The sequence below is a fragment of the Treponema sp. UBA753 genome (assembly GCF_002297325.1).
Classification (GTDB): domain Bacteria; phylum Spirochaetota; class Spirochaetia; order Treponematales; family Treponemataceae; genus Treponema_D.
This window is the reverse complement of the sequence record NZ_DBKJ01000052.1, coordinates 55,241-76,989: the sequence shown is the minus strand read 5'-3', so window position 1 is coordinate 76,989 and position 21,749 is coordinate 55,241. Positions and strand designations below refer to the sequence as shown.

The window sequence follows — 21,749 nt, the reverse complement described above, 5'->3', positions numbered from 1 at the left end:
TTTTTTTGCAAGATTGCCGTGTCAAGCACGGCAATGACACTTAAATTACTGTTCTTATCAAAACTCGACATTCGGACTATATAATTTAAGGAAAATTATTTTATGCGGTAAGTTTCAACCATGTATCTGATTGAAGTTCCTGTGTCATCTTCGAGAGTTTTCTTTACAACAAACACAAGGCTCTTTCCAGATTTGTCTGCAAAAATTCTTTCTATTTGATATGCTGTAATTCCCTTGCGCTCAAAATCAGGAGTTCCGACAGCAAAAGAAGAAACTGTATTTCCAGAAGAATCTTTTTTCAGAACTTCGATAAAAAACTTTGACCGACAATTTTTTCCGTTTCCATTAAAAGACGGAACAAGGCGCACGTGATAAAGAATTCCAGAGGCATCAGATATTCCTTCAAAATCTTTGAATACAATTTCTTCTGTAGGAGATTTTGTTTCTGACTCGCGCAAATATAAAAGTGTTCCGACTCCGGCTGGCTTTGCATTGTATTTTGAAATTTTCCAGTTGCATTTTGCCTTTAAATTTTCATAGGCCGTTTTTCCTGAAATATCCAATGAAGAATCTCTTGACTTAAAAACTTCGCCTTTTACAAAATCATTCGCGGCGACATCAACTGTATAAACTTCTGCCCAAGGCTCGTAAGTTTTATCTGTTTTTCCGTACTGACCAAAAAGATAATATTTTCCGTCTTCAGAAAAACCTATATCGTCAAAAGAAGCGGCGTCTCCTGCAAATGAAGTGCACACAACAAAAAAAACAGAAAATGCGCAAACTAAAATCTTTTTCATTTTATTCCTCCCGGAAAAAACTTCAACAAAAAAAATGCTGAAAGTTCCCACAAGTAAATTTTCGGCAAGCAAAAATAAATCTTTAGAAAAGAATTCCGCGGAAAAGCAAAACAAGTTCCCTTGATAAAAAGAAACCGCTGGAGTATTCTTTAGACATGACTTTAAAAAACAAGAATAGAATTTTTCTTTTTCTATTTATATTCAGCGTGATAATTTTTTTGTTCAATATTACAGTTCTTTGCATTGCGGCGGCGGCAAAATCAATAGTTCCACCAATAAATCCGATGCGGCCGTTTGTTCTTATTCCAAAAGGCGGATTATGCCCGTACAATTTTAATTCATCGCTGGCGGCAATAATTGCATTCAGCCTTTCAGCTCCAGCACTTTCAATTGCAATCTTCAAAGGTTTTGAAAAAACGCCTTCGCTTGAAATTTTATTTTTCTCAGGATTCATAATCAGCTGCGTTACAGAAAGCGCGAGAATTCTTTTGCCGCTTTTTGGATTCTGGAAAACAAATTCACTTTTTTTAATTTACATTGGACGTATTGTAGCAGCCGGAAGATTTCTTGCTCCGATGAGCCTTTTCTTTGCGGCAGTTTTTTCTTCCGCGGAAGAACTTCAAAATGCGGAACGGAACATTTTTATTTTGCTTGCTTCGACTTGCGCATTCGGATTTTTTTACCCTATGGACACAACAATAACAACTTCAACTTGCACAGTTCTTTGGGGCTTTAGAAAATTTTTTGCGGTCATAAGAGTTTTTATTGTTGTAGTAACAATTTTTTCAGTTCTGGCAGAAGCCTACACAAAAGGAATAAAAGAAATTTACATAAAGGCGCTCGGTGTTGTAGTTCTTGCGGCAGGATACGGACTTTTATGCAACACAGACTGCTGGCTTGAATTTTTCATTGCGATTATTCTTTATGTTTCAGGATGTTTTCTTTACTTAAAGACCGTTCACTATTTGGAAAATACTTGGAACTAACAAAGCAAATATTGAGCTAATCCGCCGAGCAAAACCGGAATAAAAAGATTGTCAAAATCCTTTAGCGGAAGAATTTCAATAAGCATTCCGGCTCCTGCAACTATGAGCGAAACTCTTGTTATATCCGCCTGCCCCTGAAGCATAAAAAAGCAAGCCAAGTAGCAAGAAATAAAAATCGCGGTAAAGCAAGTAAGGCTTCCTGCAACGGTTTTTCCTTCTGTAAATGGAATCTGAACTCTTCCAAAAAGTTTTCCAGCAAGACTTGCAAGACCGTCTCCAAAGGCGAGAGCGTAAATTCCAATTGCAGCAGGAAGTTTTTCCCATAGAATTGCGCTTGAAATAATTCCCAAAACCAGCGTTACAGGACCTAGAACAAATTTATTTTCATCGCGTTTTCTAGCGGCGGCTTCGGTTACGGCAGAAATCAAAAAAACTTCTTTTCCATTCAGGCGCAAAATTTCCGCAGCAGAATAAAAAACAACCAGCACCAAAAGACAAGCAATTGTCGGCTTATATGCAATCCAAAGAAAACATGGAACAAACGCACTGCACAGATGAATCGACTTTCTGAAAAGCTCTTTTAAAATTCCAATTATTTTCTGGCGAGAAATTATTCCGCTGTATTTTTTTGAGAAAAGAACCATCATAACTACTCCAGTCCTTCCTCTCCATTTAAAAGCCGCGGAATTTCAGTATAGATTTCAGGCTCGTATCCAGAAACAGGGCGCGTTATATATTTTATGTTTTGCTCAGCAAGATTTGAACCGTCAAGCCTTATCATCGTTGTCTGATTTCTTGTCATTGCGTCCCAAGCTCTAAGACTTTCCTGCAAACAAACAATCGATTTTGCATTCAACGAACTATTTCCTGTTGCCGATGCAATCCTTGAAAGCGTAACTCCAAGATTGTTAGAAGCCTTCATGTAAGTGTCAACAATATCAGCATGGTCATCGCGAATCTGCGGAAGCACAACTCCGTATTTTTCACGTTCAACGTCAAGAATAGAAAGAAGCCTTTCGTAATATCCGCGCGCAATGTAATTGTCTCCGCTCAAATTCAAAGTGTTCGCAAGGGCAAGTAAAAGATGAGTGTCGTTTTCATTCGTGTCCTGACTTTTTATAAACGAACCCAAAGCAGCAGGATAGTTTCTATTTTGGTACTGAATATATCCAATTCTGTAGCGAACAGAAGAAGTGTCGTGCTTGTTGTTCACCGCGTTCTGATAATTTTTTAAGGCAGCAGCATTGTCCCCGGAAATAAAATAATCCAAATCCGCTAGGTCAGAATACAAGGTTCCAACATTTTCATCGCTTTCAAATCCGCTGGAATCCCGCTCACGCTCAAAAATTTCAATTCCCTTTCCGTACAATTCTTCTGCAGTAAGATATTCACGCTGATTACGCATTTCTTCGCCCAACAGCCTGACTGCGTTTATATACTTATAAGTATCCTTGCGGTTTCTCTTTGGCTGATTTTCAAAAGAATTTATAGAAGCCTCAAGAAGTTTTGCCGCATTGCGTCCGCTTTTAGTTTCAACAAAATAACGGCCCATATTGTAAAGCGCAACAGAATTTTCCGGTGCAGATTTCAACGCAGTTTCCAAAAGTTTTCTGACATCTTCTATAGAGAATCTTAAATTTTCTTCTGATGGTCGAAGTTTTCCATAACGCTTGTCGAGCATATATCCGCTGAGTTCAATCAAGTCCTTTGAAGAAATGACATTTTTCTTACCCATCAGAATACTTTTGTACATAAGAACTTGGCGCAAATTATCTGTACGTATAAAATATCTCATCTGGCGCGAAAGATAAAGATCGTTAACTCCGTAAAGCTGAGTAAGCAAATCGTACTGCTCTTTTGCCAAAGGAAATTTTTCAGCATTTCTGTCCGAAGCCCATTCAAGATACAAGTCGCCCAAAGCAAGCAAAGCGTCTGAATCATTTATGTGATAATCAAGAACTTCGCGCTTTAAAATCCGCTCGCCTTCATCATAGTTGTACAAGTCTGAAGTTTCCATGTCCGCCCATTCAAGCCCGGCTTTTTTGTCATGATCGTAACGCTGAAGAATTGCGCGGTACATCATTCTGGAACGATCGTACTGCCTGTGATTTCTGTAGCCTTGGGCAAAACGGAAAAACCATTTTTTTACAGGTTTATATGTTAAAGCCTGATTAAATTTTTTTTCAGACTGCGGATACTGATTGTCCTGCAAAAGCGCATATCCTTGCTTGTAAAGACTGCTAGCTCTTGCCGGCTTATAAATAAAATTGTTTGTAAGCGTAAAAATACAGAAAACAAGAATCGCAGCGGCAGTTGTAAAAATCGCGCTAGGAATTATTCTGTTTTTCAGCTGATACTCAATTGATTTTTTGTAGGCTTCATATTCAGCGGCAGAACGGCGTTCAAAATCCCGCGGAACATCAAGTGAAATATCAAGAAGCTTCTCCAGTTCAGAGGCAACTTGCCGGGCGGGAGCTTTTCTTAAAACTTTTTCAAGAACTGAAAAAATCGCGTCGTCTGTAAATTCATTTTTTACAACAAAATCTTCAAGCGCAATTCTTACATTCAGCGGATAAGTCGCAAGGTTTTTCTGAAATCTTTTGTATTCCGCATCCGTAAAAGTGTTCTTTGGCTTTTCAGTTTCTTTGGCTTCCGCGGCATTGGAAAAATCAGCAGTCGCAACATCAGGTTTTTTGGTAAGATCGGCAGTCGCAATGTCAGAAAATCCCGGAATATGGAATTCGTCATCTCCGTCAGAATCAAGTCCGCCAAGTTCAAATCCGCTGTCTTCCTGATTTGAAAAGTCAAGATCGTTTATATCGCTTGTGTCAAAAGTTTCAACAGGTTCATCTTCCGGAACATCCATTTCTGGAGAAAAAAGCTCACCGTCAGTTGCGGCTGGAGCGGAATCATTTTGCTCTGTTTGTTTTTCTTCATTTTTTGGCTGATTGAAATTCGGAACAGAAACTTCTTCATTAAAATCAGGCAAGGAATCTGAATTGTCTGACGGCATATCAAAATCCGGCAAATCAATATCAGAAAAATCGTCGGCTTTAGTTTCCGCATTTTCCGTAGGAGGCTCTGAAATATTTTCTTGTGGCGCATCAAAAGTTTCTGATTTTGGCTCATAAGAATTTTCGCCGTTCAAGCCGTCAAGATTAAGAGAATCCAAGTCAAATGAATTTTCATCTGCAGAATTTTCAGGCGAAGTTTTTTCTGCGTTTTCCGATTTATTTTCCGCGGAAGAAAAATCCATTTCGCCAATTCCACTTAAAGAATCAGCAAGAGAATCTGTGTCAAGATCTGGCAAAACATTTTCCTGGCTCGAATCATTCTCAGAAGGCATATCAAAAAGAGACTCGTCAAAAGCAGTTCCGTCCGGCTCTGAAGCTGGAATAGAATTTTTTGAAGCAGAATCAGCATCAAAAGAGTCCGTGTTGAAAATATCAGGATTTACAGTTTCTTCACTGTCCTTGGATTTTTTTTCAGCATTGGAAACCTGCGGCTCGTCTTGTTCTTTAGGTTCTGGACTGGATGCAAGAAGAGACTCCAAATCCATGTCTTCAATTCCAATTTCTTCTGGCTCTGGTTCGGGCTCAGGCTCTTTTTCATCTTCAAATTCAGACAAATCAAGATCGGACAAATCCATGTCGCCAGCGGAAGGCAAAAGATTTGAAACATCAGGAACTTCTTCATCTTCGCTTGAAACAGGCTTTTGCTCAGAACTGGATTCAGAATCATCCTTGTCCATGAAGTCTGAAAAATCATTTGCTTCACGTTTGCGTTCTTCTGCGGCAGCGGCGGCTTGCGCCTGATCTTCTTCTGAAAGAGCTGGAAGTCCATTTATAAAATCTTCAGAATCATCTATATCTGCGACATCTTTGGGGATTTTTACTGTTACTGGTTTTTCTCCGCGGGCAGCCCGGATTTTAACTTCATCACCGAGATTCAATATATCCGAATTAAACTGCTGCAGCTGCTTTAGTCCTGGCATGGTTAAAAATTATACTCCTCAAAGCGACATGGTTTCAAGTCTAATATCGGCACACAAATCCGCCAAGTTTAGGAAATTGAAATCAAGACAAAAGCTCAAACTTTCAACAAAAAAATAGAATTCAACTTTAAAATAAAAAAATCCGAAAATACATATATGAAGAAAATACTTTGTGCTATTTTTTCAGTTTTTCTTTTTTTATCTTCTGCGGAACTTTTTTCTGCGGAATCAAAAGTCATGCTCACAGACGAAGAGCTTGATTACGCCGAACTTGTAAACACAATTCAAGATGCGGGCTCTCCATATCTCAAGGGCGACTATGCAATTTTCACATCAAAAAGCAACGCACGCCACATTGGAATCGCATTCGACTTTGAAGGATTCAAGACAATTCATTCATTCAAAATAAAAAAATTCATCGACATGGAATACAAAGAAGCCGGCTCTATTTATTTTTACATTTTGAAAGTTCCAAAAAATGTTCTTGAAATAAATTACAGGCTGATTATAGACGGACTTTGGACAGTTGATCCGCTCAATAATGAAACGGTTTTCAACAGAGAAACAAATCTTGTGCTTTCACATTTTAATGCGTCTCGTGAAATTCCGCAGGTAACTGAAAAAATCAGCGGCGGAAAAATACGCTTTGTCTACAAAGGAAAATCAGGGCAAAAAATCCGTGTGGGCGGAAACTTTACAAACTGGGACAGCTGGATTTATCAGATGAGCGAAGTTGCACCGGGAATTTATCAGTTTGAAATTCCGCTTCCACCTGGAAAATATGAATACGCCTTTTACACTGGAATAAATTCTTTTCCAGACTCAGGAAATCCTCAGAAATGCTACACTCCCGATGGAAAAACAGCATCTCTGATTGTCCTGGACTAGAACTTAAATCCGCCTGGCATATTAAATCCTTTCGGAAGATTTGGCATAGAACCGCCCATTCCCATAGCTCCCATTTGCTGCATAAGCTTTGCCTGCGCACCGCGGTTACGTGCAAGTTTTTTCATTGTAAGCTTTGTTTTTTCGAACTGCTTTATAAGCTTGTTAACTTCCTGAACACTTGTTCCGCTTCCCTTTGCAATTCTTTTGCGGCGTGTAGGACCAATAATTAAATGGTTCATTCTCTCTTTATATGTCATGCTTTGAATAATAGCTTTCTGATGCTTCATTCCAGCCTTGTTGATTTGCTCTTCGCTAATTTGTCCGGAAAGTCCAGGCATCATGTCAAGAAGCGATTTTATGCTTCCCATTTTTTCAACTTGCTCAAGCTGCTCAAGCATATCCTGCAACGTAAATTCATTGCGCTGCATTTTTTTCTGCATTTTAAGAGCAGCTTCCTGATCTACAGTTTCCTGGGCTTTTTCAACAAGCGAAACAACATCGCCCATTCCAAGAATTCTGCTTGCAATTCTATCTGGATGGAAAGGCTCAAAGTCTTCTGTTTTTTCGCCAGTGCCGATAAAGAGAATCGGTTTTTGTGTAATCGACTTTAACGAAAGAGCCGCACCGCCACGTGCATCAGAATCAAATTTTGTAAGAATAACGCCAGTCAGTCCAAGCTGCTCATCAAAGCTCTTTGCAATGTCAACTGCGTTCTGACCAGTCATTGAATCAGCGACAAGAACAGTTTCTACAGGGTTAAGCTTCTTTTTTATAGAAACAAGTTCCGCCATCATGTCTTCGTCAATCTGAAGGCGTCCTGCTGTATCCACAATTATTGTATCAAGTCCGTTTTTCTTTGCAAAATCAACCGAATGCTCAGCAATTTTTACAGCATCCTTTGAATCTTCTTTGTAAACAGGAACTCCGATTTTTTCACCAAGAACACAAAGCTGCTCTACCGCCGCCGGACGAATCAAATCGCAGGCAACAAGCAAAGGGCGTCTTCCATCTTTTTTAAGCCGAGCCGCAAGTTTATGTGCCGCTGTTGTTTTTCCTGCGCCCTGAAGACCAAGCAAAAGAATTACAGACTGAGTGTCAGGTCCTTTTAACGCAAGGTCAGTTTTTTTATCACCGAGCATAGCCGCAAGCTTGTCGTAAATAATTTTTACAAACTGCTGTCCCGGATCTACAGCCTTTAAAACTTTTTCACCTTTTGCTTCTTCAATTGTGCTGTTTACAAACCGGCGGACAACTCTCAAATTTACATCCGCTTCCAAAAGAGCCATTTTTATCTGCTCTACGGTTTCCTCTATGTTTTTTTCTGTAATTGAAGATTTTCCACTCAAAGTGCGGATTATTCCGCTGAAAGTTCCTGTTATTTTTTCAAGCATTTTTTACTCCGTTTTTGAAATATTGCTATCTGTTAAGCAAAAGTTCTTTAAGGCATTCTTCCGCATTTATTTCCTTATTAAGAACTTTGTACAAGGCATTGCAAATAGGAAGCTTAAGATTTTTCTGCTCCATGATTTTATGCACATATTTACAGGCAATCGCGCCTTCCGGCAAATATCCGACTTTCTTTACATTCGCAATCAAGTCATCAAGATTTTTAAACTGATCCAGCATTCCTGTCTTTATTAAGTCCTGCCCAAATCTTCTGTTGCGACCGTATTTTGATTTGCAAGTTACATCAAGGTCTCCGACTCCGCTGATTGAAGTGAACGTAGCTGCATGAGTTGCACCCATTGCAAAACCAAGCGTTTGAATTTCATTAAGTCCTGCCGCCATCAAAAGGCTTTCCGTGTTGTCTCCAAAAATAGGGCTGTTTTCAGCAAGAGCATCCATTGCGCCGTAAACAACAGCAATTACATTTTTAGCAGCCGCGCAAACCTGAACACCAATTGTATCAAAAGAAGCATAAGCCATGATTCCTTTTACACGCAAAAGATCCCGCATACGAACCGCATTTCTATGATGCTGACTTGCCGCAATGAGTCCGGTTATTTTTCCAAGAGCAACTTCCTCGGCGTGGCTAGGTCCCGCAATGTAAACAGTCGCATTTTTGTAGCATTCAGGAAGAGCTTCTTCCATTGTATTCAAAACAAATTCAGGATTTCCAGATTCAGAAGGAACAAAGCCTTTTGTCAGTGCGCCGATTATCGTAGAGCCATCTGCAATGTTAGGAACATCAGTAAATTTTTTTATTGTAGAAGCAAGATAAAGCGAAGGGCTTCCCATAATCAAAAACTGTTTTCCAGAAGCAACAGCCTTTATGTCAGAACTTGCAGTCATTGATGCTTCAAGCGCATATCCAGGAAGATACCTTTTGTTTTCATGCTGATTATTTATAGACTCAACAACATCTTCTTCCATTGCCCAAAGCTGAACTTTATGTCCGCCACGTGCAATCGCCGTTCCTAAAGCTGTTCCCCAGGCACCCGCTCCAATTATACCGACTTCAAAAATTTCCATATCAAATTCCCTGATAAAGCTGACTGAATTTTACTCTTCATCCTAATTTGCAGATAGCTCAATATTACTACAGAAAAAACAATTCCTCAATGCAAAAAAATCAACCCAAAATAAAAACAAAAAAGGCACTGCAATGCGACAAAATGCCTATGCAATGCCTTATAATTTTTATAGAAAAGATTAGTACCAAATTCCAGCCTGATCTTCCCAGTCAACAAGTTCTTCTTGCTTGAAAAACAATGCGATTTCTCTTTCTGCGCTTTCGTCGCTGTCTGAAGCATGAATTATATTATGAGAAGTATGGCAGCAGAAATCTCCACGGATAGTTCCCGGAGCCGCCTCTGCAGGATTTGTTGCGCCAGTAATTTTTCTAACCAAAGTAACACAGTCATCGCCCTGCCAAACCATTGCAACAACAGGACCGCTTGTTATGTAATCAAGAAGCGGATCATAAAAAGCTTTTCCCTTGTGCTCTGCATAATGCTGGGAAGCAAGATCCTGGCTTATGTTCATAAGTTTCAGCCCAATCAATTTAAGACCTTTTTTTTCAAGGCGGCTAACAACTTCACCTACGAGCCTGCGATTCAAAACACCAGGCTTTAACATTGTAAAACATCTTGTACTCATATTCTGATTTTAACAAAAATTTCCTTGTTTTTCAACGGGTAATAGACTTTCACAAAAACCTAATCTATACTAACAGTAGAATGACTATAGAAAAAAAGGAAATCATCGAGCTTCAAAAATCCGTAGAACGAAAAATCGAAGAGCTTCAGCTTTCTGCAAAACCAGACTCAGCCCAGATATTCGACTTGAATATGCTTGACTCAAATATATCGCTTTTTCTTCTTGCCGCGGAATTCAAAGACGATCCGGTTGAACTAAAGCCGAGCGACAAACTGATTATAGAAGCATTAAAAAAATTTAGAAGCAATTCCACAAAAGAAATCGACATTGAAACTTTCGCAAAAGAAGCTGCCGCCGCCGCAAACGAAATTTTGAGCCTCATAGATCAGTTTGAAGAACAGATTGAAGACTCTACGGAAAAAATTTTCTGCGCAAATATAAAAGTCCGCTTGGATTCCGCATATAGTTCAATCCAGCAAATCGCTTTTTTAAAAAATGAAGGAAAGAAAAATCTTAAGCTTTGGCAGACACAAGAAATTCCGCTATCTGTTTCAAATGCCGGAAAAATTCTTGGAAAAATCAAGTCCGAAAAAAAAGCCGCTGCTTCACGTGCAAATGGAAAAAAAGGCGGACGTCCTTCAAAAAATACCCAGCAAACAAAAAAAGCCGCTGCCAAAAAGACAACGGCTAAAAGAACAAAGTCAAATAAATCTGTTTAATTTGCAGAACCCACAAGGCACATCCATTCGGCTTCAGCGCAAAGAACATCGCCTACAAAAGCTTTGCCAGACTGCTTTACCATTTTTGGGCTTACACGCAAGTTTGTAACTTCCATTCTTACAGTGTCTCCCGGACGAACCTGATTGCGGAATTTTACTTTGTCAACTGTAGCAAGGAAAAACAAACTGCCTTCAGCGAAAGTTTTCTGCAAGCTCAATGCAGCTCCTCCTCCCTGCGCCATAGTTTCAATAAGAATTACACCAGGAACTACAGGATACTGCGGAAAATGTCCTTTAAAGAAAAAATCCTCATCTGTAAATTTTCTTGTGCAAACACAGCCTTTTTCATCGTAGCTTTCAATTGAATCCACAAACAAAAATGGTTTTCTGTGCGGAAGAAGGTTTTCTATATCAGTAAATCTTTCCATAATTTTACTCGCTGACTTTTTTGAATACAACAATTCCGTTGTGTCCGCCGAATCCAAAGTTTCCGCTCATAGCAACATCAATGTTCATGTCGATTCCTTTGTTTGGTGTATAGTCAAGGTCGCAACCGCCTTCAACATCAACTTCATCAAGGTTGATTGTCGGAGGAATATAGCCTTCTTGAATTGCCTTTACACAAATCATAGCTTCAAGTGCGCCGGCATCGCCAAGACAATGTCCGTGCATACTCTTTGTTGAAGAAATGTGAAGTTTCTTTGCAGCCTCACCAAATGCCATGTGGAGCATTGCAGTTTCGCCAGAATCATTCAAGTGAGTTGAAGTTCCATGCGCATTGTAATATGTAACATCTTCTGGTTTTACACCAGCGTCTTTCATTGCCAACGTCATTGCGCGCGCACCCATAATTCCGTCTGGATTAGGAGCTGTAAGATGGTAGCCATCGCAAGTTGCGCCATAGCCAGCAAATTCAGCATAAATTTTTGCACCGCGGGCTTTTGCGTGCTCGTATTCTTCAAGAACAAGAATTGTAGCTCCTTCGCCCATAACAAATCCATCGCGTTGCTTGTCAAACGGGCGGCAAGCTTTTGAAGGATTGTCTGCCCATTTTGAACTCAAAGCCTGAAGAACTGTAAATCCCAAGTTTGCAAATCCATTCTGTGTAGATTCAGCTCCGCCAGCAAGAACAATGTCGCTTCTTCCTGCGCGGATATTGTCCAAAGCCTGTCCAAGAGCATCTGAACCAGAAGCGCAAGCAGTTGCAATTGTATGAGCAACTCCGTGAAGTCCAAATTTTATGCTAATGTTTGCAGCGGCTTCATTTGGAATAAGCTGAGGAATTGTCATTGGAGGCATACGTTTAAATCCAGAGTCAAAGTAGCTTTTCATGCTTGATTCTGTAATTTCAAGTCCGCCAATTCCAACACCGAGGTAAACAGCGGCATTGTCCAAGGCTTCCTTGTTGTCTGTAAGATTTGAATCGTCCAAAGCCATTTTCGCAGCGGCTACAGCATATTTTGAAAACCTTGCCATTTTGCGTGCTGACTGAGGATCCATGTATTTGTCAGCTTCAAAATTCTTTACTTCAGCAGCGTACTTTACTTTAAAAGCAGAAGCATCATAATGTGTTATAGTTGCAATTCCGCTTTTTCCAGCTCTTATAGAAGCCCAAGTCTCTTCAACGCTGTTTCCGATTGGCGAAACACATCCAAGTCCTGTTACAACAACTTTGCGCATAATTTTCTCCATAAAAAATAGTAGTATATAGATAATTTTATAAATGAAAGCTTTAAGCTCCCATTCCACCGTCAACACCAATAACCTGAGCTGTTACATAAAGGCTCAAATCAGAAGCAAGGAACAACGCCGCATTTGCAACATCTTCAGGTTTTCCAGCTCTCTTTAAAGGAATTCCTTCAACCCATGCCTTGCGAATTTCTTCTTTTACAGCATTTGTCATGTCTGTTTCAATAAATCCAGGAGCAATGCAGTTTACACGAACGCCGCGGCTTCCAACTTCCTTTGCAAGCGATTTTGAAAACGCAATGAGTCCGCCTTTGCTTGCAGAATAATTCACCTGCCCAGCTCCGCCATGAATTCCAACAATTGAAGCCATGTTGATTATAGAGCCTGATTTTTTGTGAATCATATCATTTGAAACAATCTGGCAAACAAGAAAAGCCGAAGTAAGGTTTACAGCAAGAACTGAATCCCAGTCTTCCTTTTTCATTCTAAAGCTCAAAGTGTCGCGTGTAATTCCTGCGTTATTTACAAGAACATCAAAACCGCCTGATTCACCAAGCGCATTTTTTACCGCTGATGTAAGAACTTCAGCATTTCCCGCATCTGCATAAAATTCATGGAAAGCAGTTCCATTTTCCGCGGCAAGTTTTTCAAGCTCGGCTTTTCCTGCGGATTCTTTTGTGCACATTCCCCAGACTTCGCATCCATTTGCAAGAAAAACTTCAACAATTTTACGCCCGATTCCGCGTGAAGAACCAGTAACCAAAGCCTTTTTGTTTTTTAGAAGCATATTATCCCCTATAGTAATTACAGATTATTTACAGATTCAGCTGTGTTAACTGGCAAAACTGAAATTGAAGCGTTGTAGTCAGTATTTCCCCAAAGTCCAGAAAGAACTTTTCCAGGTCCAACTTCAAGAGCAGCCCACTTATCAAAACCGTCAGCTTTCATAACAGAAGCAAGGCAGTCTTCTTCGTCTGTCCAAAGAACTGGGTTTGTAAGATGAAGAACCGCAGATTTTTTTGCTTCCTCTCCAGAAACACATTCCTTTCCTGTTACATTTGAAAACAGCTTGATTTTAGGATCGTTGAACTTTACATCAGCAATAGCTTTTTCAAATTCTACAGCGGCATCCTGCATCAAAGGCGAATGGAAAGGACCTGCAACCTTTAAGCGGACTGCACGACGCGCGCCAGCTTCAGAAGCAGCTTTTTCAACAGCAGCAAGAGCATCAAAAGTTCCGCTCACAACAGTTTGCTTTACACTGTTCATGTTTGCCGCATAAGCATCCTTTATGCCGGAAGCAATTTCCTTTACTTTTTCAGGAGAAAGACCGAGAACTGCTGTCATTCCAGGCGCATGACCTTCGTTTTTTGCCGCGATTTCTTCACATACTTTCTGCATAATAAGCCCGCGCTGGCGTACAACTTTTACAACATCTTCAAATGACAAAACTCCTGCCGCATAAAGAGCAGGAAACTCTCCAAGGCTGAAACCCATTGCCGCAGAAGGCTCAATATTTTTATCTTTTAAAGCAGCCATCAAAGCAAGAGAAGCCGCTGTTATGGCAATCTGGCTGTTGTCAGAACGGCTGAGCTGTGCCGCATCTGATTCCCACAAAAGTTTTGCCATATCTAAATTTACAATGGAAGAAACATCATCAATAACTTTCTTTGCTGAAGAAAAAGATTCAGCAACGTCTTTTACCATTCCTGGAGCTTGTGCGCCTTGTCCTGGAAACAAAAATGCGTATTTTTCAGCCATAATTACCTCTTCTATAAATTTTATTTTATTATGACAAAAAAAGATAAAATGTCAAGTATTTTCTTTTTGATGAACCTTTGTTTTTCTGCGTAAAATGAAATTTAATGGAAAACAAAAAAGCCCCTGCATTTAGCAAGAGCTTCTATAGAAATAATAGAATAAAACAAACTATTCAGTTAAAATCTTTATAACTTCCGCTTTGTCCTGAGTATTCAGAATCTGAGCGCGCTTGTCAGCAGATTTAAACAAAAGGCTGACTTCAGCAAGGAACTGAAGATGAGGACCAGTCTTGTTTACAGGCGACAATGTCATAATAAATATACGGCAAGGCTCCTGATCCAAGCTGTCAAAATCAACAGGATTGTCTGAAACTCCAATACAAGCAACTAAGTCAGAAACTGTGTCAGTTTTTCCATGCGGAATTGCAATTCCATGCTTCATACCGGTAGACATTTTACGCTCACGGTCAAGAACACACTCCTTTGCAACTGCTTTATCTGTTACTTTCCCGGCTTTCACGAGAATATCGAGAAGCTCGTCAATAATTTCTTCTTTTGTAGTTCCCTTTAAATGAAGGTCTACTGTGTCAGGTGTTAATACAGTTCTTAAGTCCATATTAATATCTTATGTTCACATGAAAAATTTGTCAAGGTTTAAATATGCAATGTTAAAATTTTTAACAAAGCAAGGTTTTCAAAAAAGTCTAAGAAATCTGTGCGGAATCCTTTCTAAAATCAAGCGGTGTTGTCTTGTAATATTTATGGAAAGTCTCGCAAAAATAGCTCGTTCCAGAAAAACCGCATTCATAGGCAATTTCTGTAATTGGAATGCCAGTTTTGCAAAGAAGCTCTGTGCTGATTTTTAATCTGTATTTTATAAGATAAATTATCGGAGACTCCTTTAAATACTGGCTGAAAATTGAAGAGCATTTGCTTTTGCAGCAGAATCCGGCGGAAGCAATATCTTCAAGTGAAATTTTCCTCTTATAATTGTCCTGAATAAAAACCATCATCAGCTTTAAAGCATTAAGTTCAGCAGAATTTTGCGCCGACTTTTCAGATTTTATGTCCACGTTAGAATAGATTAGCTCAAATATGCTGAAAAAATTCCGTTGTGTTATAAACTGCCAAGTCTTTTCGTCTTTTTTTAAATGAATTTCCTTTAGAAGTTTTATAATTTTGTTTTGCCATTGGATTTTTCGGCTCAGCTTTATAAAAGGATAATTTGCATTGTACGTAAACGGTTTTACAAATTTTTCATCAAAATCTTTATTGGAGCAAAGCAACGAAGGGTTCAGCAAAATGCAGATAAATTCGCAGTCTTTTCGATCCGCTGAAAATCCATAGTGAACTTGCCGGCTGTTTACAAAGATTGCATCTCCGGCTTCAATTTCAATTAAGTTTCCATTCACGTTATAAGTTTCAAGGCCTTCAAGAACAATTATAAATTCCCAGTCCTCGTGCCAGTGAGTGCAGCCTTTTAAATCAGGATAGCAAGATAAAAATCCGCTTGTAATATACGCAGGAAAAGCCGGATCATTGTACGCAACATTTTCTGACAAATCCACATTAAAAGTTGAATAACGCTTCAAAAACTGCCTCTTAAAAAAAATGGAAGATTGTTATATTAATTTAGCATATAGTTAAAGATTTTGAAAGCAACCAATGTTAATATTGATAAAAAACAGATGTTGTTTTTATAACAATTTTTCACTTTAAATATTATTATGGGGGATTTTATGACATTCGCAGAAAAAATTCTTGAAGCCGCGCAAGAAGGAATCGTACTTCTTAGGAACAATGAAAACACGCTTCCGCTTGCAGAAAATGAAACTGTTGCTATTTTTGGAAGATGCCAGTTTGATTTTTACAAATGCGGAATGGGTTCTGGTGGTTCTGTCCGCTCGCCTTATTCCACAAATTTAACAGACAACATTCCAATGGCAAACAAAGAACTTGCTGAAATTTACAGAAACTGGATAAAGGAAAATCCGTTTGACAATGGCGGAGGTGGCTGGGCAATGGAGCCTTTTTTTCAAAAGGAACTTTCAGTTTCAGCTGAGCTTGCAAAAAACGCTGCAAAAGTTTCAAAAAAAGCAATTTTCGTTATAGGCCGAAATGCTGGCGAAGACAAAGACTTTACAAAAGAAAAAGGCTGCTGGCTTTTAACTGACACAGAACGCAATTCAATTAAAGAAATTTGCTCGGCATTTGAAAGTGTAATAATTGTTTTTAACTCATGCGGAATAATCGACACGGCTTGGATTGACGACAAAGAATTTTCAGGAAAAATTAAATCCGTAGTCTACGCTTGGCAAGGAGGGCAAGAATCCGGAAGAGCCTGCGCAAATGTTCTGTGCGGAAAATCAGTTCCGTGCGGAAAACTCACAGACACAATCGCAAAATCAATAGACGACTATCCTTCCACAAAAAATTTCGCAACACAAAGTGAATCTTTTTATATGGAAGATATTTATGTCGGCTACAGATATTTTTCAACATTCGCAAAAGAAAAAATTCTATTTCCATTTGGATTCGGACTTTCTTACACGGAATTTAAAACCGAATTTATTTCTTCTTCTGTGGACAAAAAAAATGTAAACGTAAAGGTCCGCGTAGAAAACATCGGAAAAAAATTCAGCGGAAAAGAAATTGTCCAGCTTTACCTTCAAGCTCCGCAAGGAAAACTCGGAAAGCCTTCAAAAGTTCTTGTCGCATTCAAAAAATCAAATTTGCTAAAACCAGGCCAGTCGGAAGAACTTGAGCTTTTGTTCAACTTGGAATCAGCTGCTTCTTATGATGATTCTGGAATTTCTGGATTTGAATTTTCGTTTGTTCTTGAAGAAGGAAAATATTTTTTATTCATGGGAACTGATTCTGAAAGCGCAAAGAAAATTCCAGTTGGAAGCAGCGATTGTATTTCAGTTGAAAAAACTTACGCCACAGAAAAACTTTGCCAGGCACTTGCTCCGCGAAAAGCTTTTTCAAGAATCAAGCCAGTGCAAATCAAGCCGGACGGAAACTATTCAATTGAAGAAGAAAATGTTCCGCTTGAATCTTTCAGCCTTGAACAGCGCATAAAAGAAAATCTTCCAAAAGAAATTCCATTCACAGGAAACAAAGGAATAAAATTTCAAGATGTAAAGGAAAATCCTGAGCTACTTGAAAAATTTGTTGCCCAGCTAAACAACGAAGAGCTTGCAACTCTTGTGCGCGGAGAAGGAATGATGAGCCGCAAAGCAACAATGGGAATCGCTTCAGTTTTTGGTGGCGTAAGTGAATCTCTTTATGACTACGGAATTCCTGTTGCAGGATGCGCGGATGGTCCTTCAGGCATAAGGCTCGACACAGGCAAGGAAGCTTCTCTTATGCCAATAGGAACTTTACTGGCTTGCACTTGGAATCCTCCTCTTGTTCAGGAGCTTTTTGAATTTGAAAGCCAAGAGCTAATGCAAAATCAAATTGACACAGTTCTTGGACCTGGAATAAACATTCACAGAAATCCTCTTAACGGAAGAAACTTTGAATATTTTTCCGAAGATCCGCTTCTTACTTCTGAAATGACGCTTGCAATTTTAAAAGGCGTTTCAAAAGAAGGTCCGGTTGCAACAATAAAACATTTCGCCGCGAACAGCCAGGAAACTCAAAGACGCGAACACGATTCAATTGTTTCAGAACGCGCATTGCGAGAAATTTATCTTAAGCCATTTGAAGCCGCTGTAAAACGAGGAAATGCCCAGTCAATTATGACAAGCTACAATCAAATCAATGGACACTTTGCGGCAAGCAACTACGATTTAAATTCAACAATTCTCCGCAAAAACTGGAAATACACAGGCGTTGTAATGACCGACTGGTGGGCAAGAATAAACGACTGCGTAAAAGGCGGAAAAGGAGAAATTGAACTTACCGCTTCGATGGTCCGAGCAAGAAACGACATCTACATGATTGTAAACAACGACACTGCGGAAAAAGACGGAAACAACGACAATATAAAGTCAAGCTTAAAAAACGGCGAGCTTACAACTGCGGAACTTCAAGTTTGCGCAATGGACATTATAAAATTTCTTACAAAAACTCTTGTCGCTGAACGCAAGCTTCGTCCGCTAAACAATATTCCAGTCTTGGTTCCAAAGGCAGAAAATCAAAATGCAAAAAATCCAGCTCAGGAAAATTTCAGATTTCTTTGCAACGGTGAAACAAAAAGAAATTTCTTTGCGCCGGCAAACGGAGTTTACAATGTGCTTGGAGTTTATTCAAAGCCAGCTGATGTGGGCAAAGTTTCGCAATCTGTATGCAACGTGCTGATCGATGGAAAACCAACATTTGCATTTGAATGCCGCTCCACAGAAGGAAAAGACACAGGAGCTGTAATCGGGCAGGTTCAGCTTGAAAAAGGCAAATATGAAATTTCGCTTGAGCATACAAAACCTGGAATCGAAATAAAATTCGTTGCACTTTCAAGAGATGTTTCTGTTTCATCCGGAATCGATTATTTAAAGTCTGAATAAAAAATACCGCTTTGGAAATTCATAAAGCCAGTTAAAAACTGCCGCTGTTTGAATTTCCATTGCGGCTTCTTGTGCATAAGTTTTTTTTCTATTAAAATGAATTCATTATGAAAGCTATAGTTACTGTCGTTGGTGCGGATAAAGTCGGTATAATCGCAAAAGTTTCAGCATATCTTGCAAAACATTCTATAAACATTGCGGATATTTCTCAAACAATTTTAAGCGGAAATTTTGTTATGATGATGATGGTTGATTTTGACAATGCGGACATCGGAATCGACACTGCAAGAAAAGAACTTGTTGAAGAGCTTGGAACTCTTGGCGTTGAAGTAAACATAATGAACGAAAAAGTTTTTTCTGAAATGCACAGAATTTAAAAACAAAAAACTCCAGTCTGAAACTCAGAATGGAGTTAAAACCAAACACACACACTTTTAAACCAACTCGAGGAATTAGTTTAAACCTGTGCCTGTTGCTAGCACTTTTTTATAAGACTGCAATGCAAGATGCAAAGCAGTCTATTTTTTTATGCAGTTTCTCCAAGAGACTTGCATTCAGCAAGAGCAGTTTCATCTGGAGCAAGCTGAGCTTTCAGGCCTTCGCCATTTACAACAGTTGCACCTGCAGCAGAAAGACGTTCAACCCAAGTTCTAAGCCACTGTCCGTCGCCCCAATCATAAGAACCAAATACAGCAACTTTTTTTCCGCTCAACCCGCCTTCAAGATTCGTATAGAATTCTTCCATTGAATCTTCAAGAACTTCATCTCCCATAGCAGGGCTTCCGAGTATAATAGCATCGCAAGCAAGAACATCAGAAACATTCGCATCGCTTGCAGTTGACATCAAAAGTTCCGCGCCGCAAGATTTTACACCTTCAGCTACAGCATTTGCCATTGCCTCTGTGTTTCCAGTTGTGCTTGCATAGATTACAGCTTTCTTCATATTTACCTCACATAAAATTTATTGTTTTGCAAATTGCTTCAAAATTATTTCCAGCTTCAAAAAGGCTTGAGCAAAAAACGGAACACTTTTTGTAAAGTTCCATTTTTTTTACAGCTTCATCTACATTTCCGTAGACCGCCCAAGCCCCGGAAAATTTAGTTTTTGTTCCTGAATATTTTTCGTATCCAACAACATCTTCCAACGGATAACCAAGAAAAACTCCAATCTCATGCGGAAAACTTTCGCAATAAGAAAGGCGATTCAAAAGCTCGTTCAAGACATTTGAAATTCCTTTGTCCGTAAAATAGCCTTTTAAATTCAAGTATGACAAAACTTCAGGATTTGAAAGAATTTCCTGAACAAGTTTTTCGTCATAAATGAAAAGCAAAAAAAGATTCTCTCCTCGTTTTGCAATTTTTATTTTTTTTCTGGCTGCCCTCAAGGATTTTATTCCACAGAAGAATTTTTTTGTATTCACAAAACAGAACTTCTTTTGAAACAGAAACAAGGCTTGAAGGCTTTACTCCGCACAAAGTCGGCGCACCCAAGTGAATTACTGTCTGCTCAAAAGTTTTCATACAACCTCAAAAAAAATGCGGGCATATCACATCAGTGGCTGTGTAAGGAGATGTAAACTTAGGATTAAGAACCGCAAGTTTATATGCCCGCTAGTAACAAACACAAGTTAGACTAAACTAACTTACAAAAGTTAGCATACAGTAACTAAGAAAGATTGTCAATAATTCTAGAAAAAATTTTTAAACAAAAAAAATCCGCCATTCTAAAACAGAACGACGGATAAAAATAAAGGATAAGAAAAATTATATTTCTGAAAGCTTCTTTTGAACAAGGGAACTTGCTTCTGCTGGATTTGCCTTGCCTTTGGATTCTTTCATAACCTGTCCCATAAGCCAACCGACGACATTTGTTTTTCCAGATTTAAAGTCGGCTACAGCTTTTGGATTTGCTGAAATAACTTTATCAACAATTGCTTCAATTGCTCCGCTGTCGCTTACAACTTCCATGCCTTCAGATTTTATAATTTCCGCCGGCATTTTATTTGTCTCAAGCATTTTTGCAAAAACGACTTTTCCTTGCGCGCTTGAAATTTTCTTTGAGTCAATCGCATTTACAAGCTCCGCAATATGGGCAGGAGTTATAGAAACATCGTTGATTGTTTTTTTATCTTCATTCAGTTTTGCAAGAAGCTCTGTAAGAATTATATTTGCAGTACGCTTTGGATTTTTTGTTCCGGCAGCAGCTTCTTCAAACCAAACAGCCAAGTCGCGGCTAGAGGTCAAAGTTTCAACATCAAAATCAGAAAGTCCGTAATTCTTCTTTAATCTTGTGCGTTTTGCTTCTGGAAGTTCTCCGACTTTTGACTTTGCATTTTCAATAAGCTCCTCGCTTACACTGAACGGCTTTATGTCTGGCTCAACAACAAAGCGGTAGTCAACAAAAGAATTTTTTGTGCGCTGAACAACAGTCTGGCCTTTTGCTTCGTCCCAGCCCATTGTAACTTTAAATCCCGGATTGAATTCCTGGCGGTCTTCCTGAAATTCTTTAAGCTGACGCTGGGCTTCGTAAGCGCAGGCATCGCGGATTGAACGGAACGAGTTTAAGTTCTTGATTTCAGAAATCGGAGTGTGATAAAGTTTTCCGTCTTCCCAAACATTCAAGTTGATGTTGGCATCGCATCTCATGTTTCCTTCTTCAAGGTTTCCATTTGTAACTTTAACATAGCGCAGAATTTCCTGAACAGTTTCCATAAAAAGCGCTGCTTCTTCCGGGCTTGTCATATCAGGCTTTGTTACAATTTCAATAAGCGGAGTTCCAGAACGGTTGTAGTCAATATAAGAATGCGCCCCCTGCAAGTGCAACGATTTACCTACATCTTCTTCAAGGTGAATGCGTTCAACTCGGACACGGCGGTATTTTCCGTTTTCAATAATGCAGTCATTGCCTATGAAATTTTTTGTGCGGCATTTTTCTGAACCAAACTGCTGTTCCTTTGGATACTTGTGCATCGGAAGATCAACATATCCATCGTGGCAAAGAGGAATATCATATTGAGTTATCTGATAGCCTTTCGCAAGATCAGGATAAAAATAATGCTTGCGGTCAAATTTTGTAAAGCGTGAAATCTCGCAGTTAAGAGCAAGGCCTGCCACAGAGCCAAGCTCAACATATCCTTTAGAAACGCGCGGCATCGCTCCCGGAAGTCCAAGACAAACAGGACAAACACGGGTGTTCGGCATTCCTCCGTAACGATTTTCACAGGCACAGAAAGCCTTTGTTTTTGTCAAAAGCTGCGTATGAATTTCACAGCCGATTACAATTTCATATTTATCAATAGAAGGCAT

The 21,749-nt window shown here is 39.3% G+C and carries 21 protein-coding genes; 5 read left to right on the top strand and 16 right to left on the bottom strand.

Annotated features, from left to right (window positions below; all coding sequences use genetic code 11):
• Positions 1 to 95: 95 nt before the first annotated feature.
• Positions 96 to 797, bottom strand: coding sequence for a DUF2259 domain-containing protein (locus tag B4C08_RS04645; RefSeq protein WP_296663473.1), 702 nt, complete (start codon positions 795 to 797; stop codon positions 96 to 98).
• A 155-nt stretch (positions 798 to 952) separates the two neighbouring features.
• Between B4C08_RS04645 and B4C08_RS04640 the strand changes: the two genes are divergently transcribed.
• Positions 953 to 1,783 (top strand): hypothetical protein, encoded by an 831-nt coding sequence (locus tag B4C08_RS04640; RefSeq protein ID WP_296663468.1) that lies wholly within the window; start codon positions 953 to 955, stop codon positions 1,781 to 1,783.
• Here the strand turns inward: B4C08_RS04640 and B4C08_RS04635 are convergent.
• The gene (locus B4C08_RS04635) at positions 1,780 to 2,430 is read right to left on the bottom strand and encodes a diacylglycerol/polyprenol kinase family protein (RefSeq protein WP_296663466.1); all 651 of its coding nucleotides are present in this window, start codon (positions 2,428 to 2,430) and stop codon (positions 1,780 to 1,782) included. The two genes, B4C08_RS04640 and B4C08_RS04635, sit on opposite strands and share 4 nt — an antisense overlap.
• A gap of 2 nt (positions 2,431 to 2,432) precedes the next feature.
• Positions 2,433 to 5,777 carry a periplasmic flagellar collar protein FlcA gene (flcA, locus tag B4C08_RS04630; protein WP_296663464.1) on the bottom strand — a complete coding sequence of 1,115 codons (3,345 nt, stop codon included), beginning with the start codon at positions 5,775 to 5,777 and terminating at the stop codon, positions 2,433 to 2,435.
• A 156-nt stretch (positions 5,778 to 5,933) separates the two neighbouring features.
• Between flcA and B4C08_RS04625 the strand changes: the two genes are divergently transcribed.
• A complete protein-coding gene (locus B4C08_RS04625) occupies positions 5,934 to 6,665 on the top strand; it encodes a glycogen-binding domain-containing protein (protein WP_296663462.1) in 732 nt (243 codons plus the stop codon).
• On the opposite strand, the gene ffh is transcribed toward B4C08_RS04625, so the two are convergent.
• The 3 genes from ffh to ndk form a co-directional block, all read right to left on the bottom strand.
• Positions 6,662 to 8,056 (bottom strand): signal recognition particle protein, encoded by a 1,395-nt coding sequence (ffh, locus tag B4C08_RS04620; protein WP_296663459.1) that lies wholly within the window; start codon positions 8,054 to 8,056, stop codon positions 6,662 to 6,664. The genes B4C08_RS04625 and ffh overlap by 4 nt on opposite strands.
• 25 nt (positions 8,057 to 8,081) lie before the next feature.
• Positions 8,082 to 9,137 (bottom strand): NAD(P)H-dependent glycerol-3-phosphate dehydrogenase, encoded by a 1,056-nt coding sequence (locus B4C08_RS04615; RefSeq protein ID WP_296663455.1) that lies wholly within the window; start codon positions 9,135 to 9,137, stop codon positions 8,082 to 8,084.
• 180 nt (positions 9,138 to 9,317) lie between these two features.
• Entirely contained in the window at positions 9,318 to 9,764 is a 447-nt protein-coding gene (gene ndk, locus B4C08_RS04610; protein ID WP_296663452.1) for a nucleoside-diphosphate kinase, read from the bottom strand.
• An 80-nt stretch (positions 9,765 to 9,844) separates the two neighbouring features.
• Between ndk and B4C08_RS04605 the strand changes: the two genes are divergently transcribed.
• On the top strand, positions 9,845 to 10,483 hold the full coding sequence (locus B4C08_RS04605; RefSeq protein ID WP_296663450.1) for a hypothetical protein: 639 nt from the start codon (positions 9,845 to 9,847) through the stop codon (positions 10,481 to 10,483).
• On the opposite strand, the gene fabZ is transcribed toward B4C08_RS04605, so the two are convergent.
• The 6 genes from fabZ to B4C08_RS04575 all read right to left on the bottom strand — a co-directional run bounded on the left by fabZ (position 10,480) and on the right by B4C08_RS04575 (position 15,524).
• Positions 10,480 to 10,911: a 3-hydroxyacyl-ACP dehydratase FabZ gene (gene fabZ / locus B4C08_RS04600; RefSeq protein WP_296663447.1), complete on the bottom strand. Its 432-nt coding sequence runs from the start codon at positions 10,909 to 10,911 to the stop codon at positions 10,480 to 10,482. The two genes, B4C08_RS04605 and fabZ, sit on opposite strands and share 4 nt — an antisense overlap.
• 4 nt (positions 10,912 to 10,915) lie before the next feature.
• Positions 10,916 to 12,163, bottom strand: a complete 1,248-nt coding sequence (gene fabF / locus B4C08_RS04595; protein WP_295796364.1) for a beta-ketoacyl-ACP synthase II — start codon at positions 12,161 to 12,163, stop codon at positions 10,916 to 10,918.
• A gap of 52 nt (positions 12,164 to 12,215) precedes the next feature.
• Positions 12,216 to 12,959, bottom strand: a complete 744-nt coding sequence (gene fabG / locus B4C08_RS04590) for a 3-oxoacyl-[acyl-carrier-protein] reductase (protein WP_296028317.1) — start codon at positions 12,957 to 12,959, stop codon at positions 12,216 to 12,218.
• Positions 12,960 to 12,976: 17 nt separating this feature from the next.
• Complete coding sequence (locus B4C08_RS04585) at positions 12,977 to 13,933, bottom strand: ACP S-malonyltransferase (RefSeq protein ID WP_296663443.1); 957 nt, start codon at positions 13,931 to 13,933, stop codon at positions 12,977 to 12,979.
• Between the two features lie 168 nt (positions 13,934 to 14,101).
• Positions 14,102 to 14,548: a PTS sugar transporter subunit IIA gene (locus B4C08_RS04580; protein ID WP_013700664.1), complete on the bottom strand. Its 447-nt coding sequence runs from the start codon at positions 14,546 to 14,548 to the stop codon at positions 14,102 to 14,104.
• 88 nt (positions 14,549 to 14,636) lie between these two features.
• Complete coding sequence (locus tag B4C08_RS04575; RefSeq protein WP_296663440.1) at positions 14,637 to 15,524, bottom strand: AraC family transcriptional regulator; 888 nt, start codon at positions 15,522 to 15,524, stop codon at positions 14,637 to 14,639.
• 147 nt (positions 15,525 to 15,671) lie between these two features.
• Between B4C08_RS04575 and B4C08_RS04570 the strand changes: the two genes are divergently transcribed.
• Entirely contained in the window at positions 15,672 to 18,443 is a 2,772-nt protein-coding gene (locus B4C08_RS04570) for a glycoside hydrolase family 3 protein (RefSeq protein ID WP_296663438.1), read from the top strand.
• Positions 18,444 to 18,550: 107 nt separating this feature from the next.
• On the top strand, positions 18,551 to 18,820 hold the full coding sequence (locus B4C08_RS04565) for an ACT domain-containing protein (protein WP_295796354.1): 270 nt from the start codon (positions 18,551 to 18,553) through the stop codon (positions 18,818 to 18,820).
• A 149-nt stretch (positions 18,821 to 18,969) separates the two neighbouring features.
• Here B4C08_RS04565 and B4C08_RS04560 read toward each other — a convergent pair whose 3' ends face one another.
• From B4C08_RS04560 to gatB, 4 genes are all read right to left on the bottom strand, one after another.
• Positions 18,970 to 19,386 (bottom strand): flavodoxin, encoded by a 417-nt coding sequence (locus tag B4C08_RS04560; RefSeq protein WP_295796351.1) that lies wholly within the window; start codon positions 19,384 to 19,386, stop codon positions 18,970 to 18,972.
• A 7-nt stretch (positions 19,387 to 19,393) separates the two neighbouring features.
• A complete protein-coding gene (locus B4C08_RS04555) occupies positions 19,394 to 19,774 on the bottom strand; it encodes a DUF3793 family protein (protein ID WP_296663433.1) in 381 nt (126 codons plus the stop codon).
• Complete coding sequence (locus B4C08_RS04550; protein WP_296663432.1) at positions 19,758 to 19,964, bottom strand: hypothetical protein; 207 nt, start codon at positions 19,962 to 19,964, stop codon at positions 19,758 to 19,760. Before B4C08_RS04550 ends, B4C08_RS04555 begins: the two co-directional genes overlap by 17 nt.
• Positions 19,965 to 20,207: 243 nt before the next feature.
• Positions 20,208 to 21,749 (bottom strand): Asp-tRNA(Asn)/Glu-tRNA(Gln) amidotransferase subunit GatB, encoded by a 1,542-nt coding sequence (gene gatB, locus B4C08_RS04545; protein ID WP_296663430.1) that lies wholly within the window; start codon positions 21,747 to 21,749, stop codon positions 20,208 to 20,210.